Source organism: Robinsoniella sp. RHS (assembly GCF_001029355.1).
Classification (GTDB): Bacteria; Bacillota; Clostridia; order Lachnospirales; family Lachnospiraceae; genus Robinsoniella; species Robinsoniella peoriensis.
In genome coordinates, this window is the sequence record NZ_JNGB01000231.1 from 1 (window position 1) to 5429 (window position 5429).

Here is a 5429-nt window from a genome sequence, read left to right on the forward strand (position 1 = left end):
CAGGGTGCTTTCGGATTCACCAGATACAGGGTAACATTCTCATCGTCAATGACACGAAGTGAATCAATTAAGAATCTTGGGTTGAATCCAATCAGGATATCTTTCCCTTCTTTCGTAATATCAATTTCTTCATCCATCGAACCGATCTGGGAATTGATTTTCAGTTCCATAGCATCATCACTGATCTGGATGATAATCGGCTTCTTGTCACTTTCCTTTACAAGAAGAGTAGCACGATCGATACAATCAAGCAATTCTTTTTTATTTATTTCTACTTTTGTCTCATAATCACTGGAGAGCATCTGCTCTATCCGGAAGTACTCGCCTTCAATCAGACGGGATACAACGGTTGTCTGGTCAAACTCAAATACAATATGATTATTTGTAAAGAACAGACGTACTTCATCTTCCACTTCTCCTGATAAAATCTTGCTCACTTCCGTGAGTGTCTTTCCGGGAACGACAACCTTCTTGTGGCCGTAGGTATCCTTTAATTCGATTTTCCGAATCGATATTCGATGACCATCTAATGATACAACTTTCAGTTCATTTTCATTAATTTCAAATAATTCCCCGGTCATCATTTTATTATTTTCATTCGCTGCAATGGAAAAAATCGTCTGACGAATTACTTCCTTCAAAGTGAACTGGGACAGGGCAATGGAATCATTTTTTTCTACATAAGGTAAATAAGAAAAATCTTCACCCGATTTTCCGGAGATATTAAACTTAGCTTTTTCACAGGTAATCGTTGCCTGTAATTTTGCATCTGTTTCAATAACAATATCATTTTCCGGTAATTTTCGAATAATTTCAGAAAAAATCTTTGCATCCAGTGCAATAATACCCTTTTCTAAGATATCACCGGTCACTTTTGTTTCAATTCCAAGTTCCATATCATTAGAAGTTAATTTAATTTCATTGGCTGATGCATCTATTAAGATACATTCCAGTATTGGCATCGTTGTTTTAGAAGGAACAGCTTTCATAACGATGTTAACGCTTTTTAGTAAATCTGATTTTGAGCAGACAATCTTCATAATGTGGGTAACTCCTTTCGAGCCCGCTATATAATAAATTATTAAGAGAATCAGTAGTCTTAACCTTAGGGGCTGTTAGTTTGTGAATAAGTCTGAAGAGGCCGTGTGCATAAGCCTCCCGTAAATTAATAAGTATGTGAAAAAGTCTCTGAAATTAAAGTATAAAAATCAGGTTATCAACAGAGCCCCTTAAAAATGATTATTATACACACATTCAATGCTGGTTTTCAACAAAATCGTGTGGATTGTTTGTTAAGGGAAAAATCTTCTGCCAATACCCATATTTTTTTATTATTTAAATCCCGGTGTAAGGTATTCATATTGATACCTCCTGCATATTGCAGGCCTGCCTTAATAAGTAGTGTGAAAGCGATTTTATTTCACACTTATCCTCAATTGGGATTAATTTTTTTCTTTATGATTTCCACCGTATTACGGACATTTTCCGATTTTGCCATTTCATTGTTAATATTCTTGCAGCCGTGAATGATGGTAGTATGATCCTTCTTGCCCATAATATTTCCAATGGTTTTTAATGGAGTATCTGTCATTTCGCGGCAGAGGAACATAGCAATCTGGCGTGGAAATACAATTTCCGAGTTACGTTTGTTACCTTTTAGATCTTCAGGCCTTAGATGAAAATGCTCCGCAACGATATCAATGATCAATTCCGGGGTAATTTCCCTGTTTTCATCCGGTGAAATAATATCTTTTAAGGCTTCTTCTGCCAATCCCACTGTGATTTCGCGTTTTTCGAGATTGCTGAAAGCCATCAATTTGTTCAATGCACCTTCCAGCTCACGGATATTGGACTTGATGTTTGTGGCAATATACTTGATTACGTCATCATCGATCTGATAACCGTCCAGCTCCTCTTTTTTTCGAAGAATAGCCATTCTTGTTTCATAATCCGGCGAGGAAATATCAGCGATCAGGCCCCATTCGAACCGGGATCTAAGCCTTCCTTCCAAAGTCTGGATTTCTTTTGGCGGTTTATCGGAGGAGATGATAATCTGTTTTTTGGATCCGTGAAGATCATTAAACGTATGGAAAAATTCTTCCTGGGTAGATTCTTTTCCTATAATAAACTGGATATCGTCGATGAGCAGTACGTCGATATTCCGGTATTTTTCACGAAATTTTGTCATTGCAGTATTATTTCCGTTACGAATCGCTTCAATCAATTCGTTTGTAAAGGACTCACTTGTTACGTATAATACCTTGGACAGCGGATTTCTTTCTAATATAAAGTGGGCAATAGAGTGCATTAAATGGGTTTTTCCAAGTCCAACACCTCCATATATAAAGAGGGGGTTGTACATTTCGCCGGGTGATTCCGCAACAGCCAGTGATGCAGCATGGGCAAAATTGTTGTTTCCACCAACTACAAAAGTGTCGAAAGTATATTTAGGATTCAAATTGGCTTTTTCCAGATTTTCATTTAAAGTAGAGGCAGGCGGCATTGATTTCTCTATCGTTTTCGCTTGTTCAGGTAAAATAAATTCTATATTATAATCCAGTCCCGTGATTTCGGCGACCGCTACTTTAATAGGAAGTGTATACTTCTTACTTATATAATTAAGCCCCATCTGCTCTGATGGAACCAAGATTATAATCGTGCTGTTTTCTATACTGTGGACCTTTAATGGTTTTATCCAGGTATTAAAGGAAACATCCGATAATTCGTGTTCTAGTTTTACTGTATACAGTATTTCATCCCATTTTTCTATTATGATGTCCATGTTAACGACTCCTTAAATATATTCTTCCGTTTTTCGCATTGGTAAAAATCCGCTTATTTCCTGGTGTTTATCCAAAAACAATACAAATTTGTACTGTGTGGATGAGCCTCCAGAAAAACACAACAATAAATGATTGCAGCTAAATGTTATCCACAACCATTTATTTAAAGATAGATTTCCTTATCTAATTCTAAACTAAATTAATCAATTTAGCAATCAAAAATTTTGGAAATAACATTTTGTGAACATATTTATCCACTTTCATCCAAAAATTTCGACATCGTTGTGAATAACCAAATCCACAAATCCACATAGAATACAGGCTTTATTTACGGGGGATGTCCTGAAAAATCAAAGTTTTTCACATTTATGGAAAAAGTTATACACAAGTTATCCCCAATTTGTGGATAACTTTATGTAAACCGTGGAAAATAAGTGTGGAAAAGTTAAAAGAGGGTAAAGAATATAAAAAAATAAAGGAATAGCTTGACTTACGGCATATTTATGAATATAATTGAAATGATGTTTTTAAGCATGTAAAATATAATTTACCAATTATGCTAATAGATATTTGGTTAGATAGAAGGAGGTGCCAGACTCATGAAAATGACATTCCAACCGAAAAAGAGATCCAGAGCTAAGGTTCACGGATTCAGAGCTAGAATGAGCACAGTAGGCGGAAGAAAAGTTATCGCTGCTAGAAGAGCAAAAGGAAGAAAAAAATTATCAGCATAGGCCGCAGATTTGTGGCCTTTTCTTCTCTTTAAATGATTGGTAAAGGATGGCCTATGGTATTTTCAGAATCATTGAAAAAGAATAAAGATTTTCAATATGTATATAGGAAAGGAAAATCTTTTGCGAACAGATATTTAGTAATGTATGTCTTAGAAAATCAGTTATCCGGGAACCGCCTGGGTATTTCAGTCAGTAAAAAAGTTGGCAATAGCGTAGTGAGGCATGGGTTAACCAGATTACTAAGAGAGAGTTATCGGCTGAATGAATCCGGTTTTTTGCCAGGATATGATATTGTTGTAGTTGCGAGAGTGAGTGCAAAGGAAAAAGGTTTTGCAGAGATAGAGAGCGCACTTTTGCATTTAGGGAAACTTCATAACATATTTCATATAGAAAAGATTGATGATAAATGAAAAAATTATTAATCGGTTTGATTAAATTATATAGAAAATATTTATCGCCATTAAAAAGCACTCGTTGTCCTTATATACCTACGTGTTCACAGTACGGGTTAGAGGCAATTGAAAAATATGGTGCTGTTAAGGGAACCATCTTGACCTGCTGGAGGATATTGAGATGTAATCCTTTTTCTAAGGGCGGATATGATCCGGTCCCTTGAGCATGTCTGAAAATTGCTTTCTGACAGCTGCGCGTCACAGTTTGTGGGAGATTTGTGCCCGAATGAAGGGCGCGTAGCGGGCTACGTAACCTGAATTCGGGGCAAATATGCCGCAAAGTGGGGCGTGCAGATGGCGGGAATGAATTTTCAGACACGCTCTGGAGTGTGTGACTAATTTAGGAGGAAAAAGTCTTGTCAAAAATGTTGTTAACAAAAAGTACAACATTCATTATTGGACCTGTTGCGGTTGCTTTAGGTTTTATCATGAATGCAATTTACTTGTTTTTGAATAATCTGTTCAATATTCAAAACATTGGTCTTTGTATTATTTTATTTACTATTGTTATTTATATGTTATTAATGCCGCTTACGATCAAACAGCAAAAGTTTTCAAAGCTTTCAGCACAGATGAACCCTGAACTTCAGGCAATTCAGAAAAAGTATAAAGGTAAACAGGATCAGGCTTCTATGATGAAGATGAATGAAGAAACAAAAACTGTTTACTCAAAATATGGAGTTTCTCCTATGGGAAGTTGTTTGCAGCTTCTTATCCAGATGCCGATTTTATTTGCTTTGTATAAGGTAATCTGGAATATTCCGGCATATGTAGGCGGAATTAAAGATGCATTCATGCCTTTAGTGGACAAGTTACTGAATAACTCCGCAGCACAGACATTTTTAACTGATATCGCTTCTAAGAATCAGATTAATTTTGAAAGTGCCGGATATAAAGCAGAAACAATTGTAGATACCTTATATAAATTCAAACCGGATGACTGGACAAACCTGGCTGGTAAATTTCCGGATTTAAGCAGCCTTATCACCGGAACCCAGGATAAGGTAGACCATTTTAATAATTTCCTTGGATTAAATATAGCAGATGCTCCCATGAGTATGCTTCAGGCTGGAATTAAAACCGGAGCAATCCTGGTTATTATAGGAGCAATTGCAATTCCTGTTCTGGCTGGTTTAACACAGTGGTTTAACACCAAACTGATGCCGCAGCCGGATGCAAACGGACAGGGTGGTACCATGGCAAGCTCCATGAAGACCATGAATATGATCATGCCGATCATGTCAGCAGTATTCTGTCTGACACTGCCGGCAGGTATGGGACTCTACTGGATCGCCGGTGCTGTAATCAGAAGTGTTCAGCAGATTATTGTTAACAAACATATGGACAGCGTAGATGTGGAAGCACTGATCTCCAAAAACCTGGAGAAGCAAAATAAGAAACGTGAAAAGATGGGCCTGCCTCCTCAGAAGATATCTAATCAGGCAAAATTGAATGTGAAG

Annotated in this window: 8 protein-coding genes; 5 read left to right on the forward strand and 3 right to left on the reverse strand. The window is 36.9% G+C overall.

The features are described 5' to 3' along the window. Nucleotides 1-1040: DNA polymerase III subunit beta (gene dnaN, locus RHS_RS29030; RefSeq protein WP_047835173.1), on the reverse strand; the 1040-nt coding region annotated here is incomplete at its 3' end. Between the two features lie 392 nt (nt 1041-1432). Then, entirely contained in the window at nt 1433-2782 is a 1350-nt protein-coding gene (gene dnaA / locus RHS_RS29035) for a chromosomal replication initiator protein DnaA (protein WP_027295400.1), read from the reverse strand. A gap of 600 nt (nt 2783-3382) precedes the next feature. Here dnaA and rpmH point away from each other — a divergent pair. Genes rpmH through yidD form a run of 3 tightly spaced genes read left to right on the forward strand, consistent with a single transcriptional unit; the run spans nt 3383 to nt 4133 of the window. Continuing rightward, a complete protein-coding gene (rpmH, locus tag RHS_RS29040) occupies nt 3383-3517 on the forward strand; it encodes a 50S ribosomal protein L34 (protein WP_027295399.1) in 135 nt (44 codons plus the stop codon). Nucleotides 3518-3570: 53 nt separating this feature from the next. Then, a complete protein-coding gene (gene rnpA, locus RHS_RS29045) occupies nt 3571-3927 on the forward strand; it encodes a ribonuclease P protein component (RefSeq protein ID WP_044297197.1) in 357 nt (118 codons plus the stop codon). After that, nucleotides 3924-4133 carry a membrane protein insertion efficiency factor YidD gene (gene yidD, locus RHS_RS32330; protein WP_081820329.1) on the forward strand — a complete coding sequence of 70 codons (210 nt, stop codon included), beginning with the start codon at nt 3924-3926 and terminating at the stop codon, nt 4131-4133. The genes rnpA and yidD overlap by 4 nt, the downstream gene beginning before the upstream one ends. A gap of 34 nt (nt 4134-4167) precedes the next feature. Here the strand turns inward: yidD and RHS_RS32335 are convergent, their stop codons facing one another. Continuing rightward, nucleotides 4168-4278 (reverse strand): DUF6783 domain-containing protein, encoded by a 111-nt coding sequence (locus RHS_RS32335; protein WP_334292438.1) that lies wholly within the window; start codon nt 4276-4278, stop codon nt 4168-4170. Between RHS_RS32335 and RHS_RS32340 the strand changes: the two genes are divergently transcribed. Further along, nucleotides 4258-4308: a DUF6783 domain-containing protein gene (locus tag RHS_RS32340; protein ID WP_334292439.1), complete on the forward strand. Its 51-nt coding sequence runs from the start codon at nt 4258-4260 to the stop codon at nt 4306-4308. The two genes, RHS_RS32335 and RHS_RS32340, sit on opposite strands and share 21 nt — an antisense overlap. Nucleotides 4309-4334: 26 nt before the next feature. Next, nucleotides 4335-5429 (forward strand): membrane protein insertase YidC (locus RHS_RS29050; RefSeq protein WP_047835174.1); only part of this gene is annotated, 1095 nt, incomplete at its 3' end.

Bases quoted from the DNA above. Each gene is read 5' to 3' on its own strand.
- dnaA (WP_027295400.1), bottom strand. From the start codon at position 2,782: ATGGACATCATAATAGAAAAATGGGATGAAATACTGTATACAGTAAAA.
- rpmH (WP_027295399.1), top strand. From the start codon at position 3,383: ATGAAAATGACATTCCAACCGAAAAAGAGATCCAGAGCTAAGGTTCAC.
- yidD (WP_081820329.1), top strand. From the start codon at position 3,924: ATGAAAAAATTATTAATCGGTTTGATTAAATTATATAGAAAATATTTA.
- rnpA (WP_044297197.1), top strand. From the start codon at position 3,571: ATGGTATTTTCAGAATCATTGAAAAAGAATAAAGATTTTCAATATGTA.